The sequence below is a fragment of the Cedecea sp. B1(4) genome (assembly GCF_059414925.1).
Window position 1 is genome coordinate 1 of record NZ_JCAHMZ010000155.1, and the last position, 286, is coordinate 286.

General features: G+C 18.5%; 1 protein-coding gene. It reads left to right on the top strand.

Going from position 1 to position 286, the window contains the following annotated elements; genetic code table 11:
• Positions 1–228 (top strand): hypothetical protein (locus tag ACR6JA_RS22445; protein WP_494599636.1); only part of this gene is annotated, 228 nt, incomplete at its 5' end.
• Between the last annotated feature and the right edge of the window lie 58 nt (positions 229–286).

Here is a 286-nt window from a genome sequence, read left to right on the forward strand (position 1 = left end):
AAAATCAAAAAAAAAAAAAAAACAAAGAACAAAAAAAAAAAAAAAAAAAAAAAAAATAAAAAGAGAGAAATGGAGTGGGGGGGGGGGGAAAAAAAAAAAAAAAAACATAAAAAAAAAAAAACATATAAAACAAAAAAAAAAAAACAAACCAAAAAAAAAAAAAAAAAACAAAAAAAAAAAAACACACACCCCCCCAAAAACCCACAACCCACCAAAAAAATAAAATAAAAAAAAATATTAAAAAAATATTAAAAACACAAGAAAAACAAACAAAAAAATAAAAAAA